Source organism: Oleiphilus sp. HI0080, assembly GCF_001635135.1.
The window spans coordinates 1-312 of the sequence record NZ_LWFU01000775.1 but is presented as its reverse complement, the minus strand read 5'-3'; the positions used below and the strand labels follow the sequence as shown (position 1 = coordinate 312).

The window sequence follows — 312 nt, the reverse complement described above, 5'->3', positions numbered from 1 at the left end:
TAACACCGATATCCGCACCGCCATACTGAACATACGCGGGCACGTCGGTAGCGCGAATAATGATCAACTTAATCGTTTCAATAGTTGTATCAAATATCAATTTACGGCTTGAGCTGAGGTCTTCAACAGGCTCAATACCGGCTTCCGCCAACAGCGGCAACGTTTCTTTCAAAATACGGCCTTTTGATAAGGCGATAACCAGAGAGTCAGACATATCGTATTTAAATCAGTAGCGAACCTAGCCCGGCAAGCGCTGAATTTTTGCTCCCAATAACTGTAACTTTTCTTCAATACATTCGTAACCGCGATCAA

1 pseudogene is annotated in these 312 nt (G+C 44.2%); it reads right to left on the bottom strand.

The features are described from left to right. Positions 1 to 214: pseudogene (gene hisG, locus A3751_RS16110) on the bottom strand (ATP phosphoribosyltransferase); the annotation flags it as partial. Positions 215 to 312 lie beyond the last annotated feature (98 nt).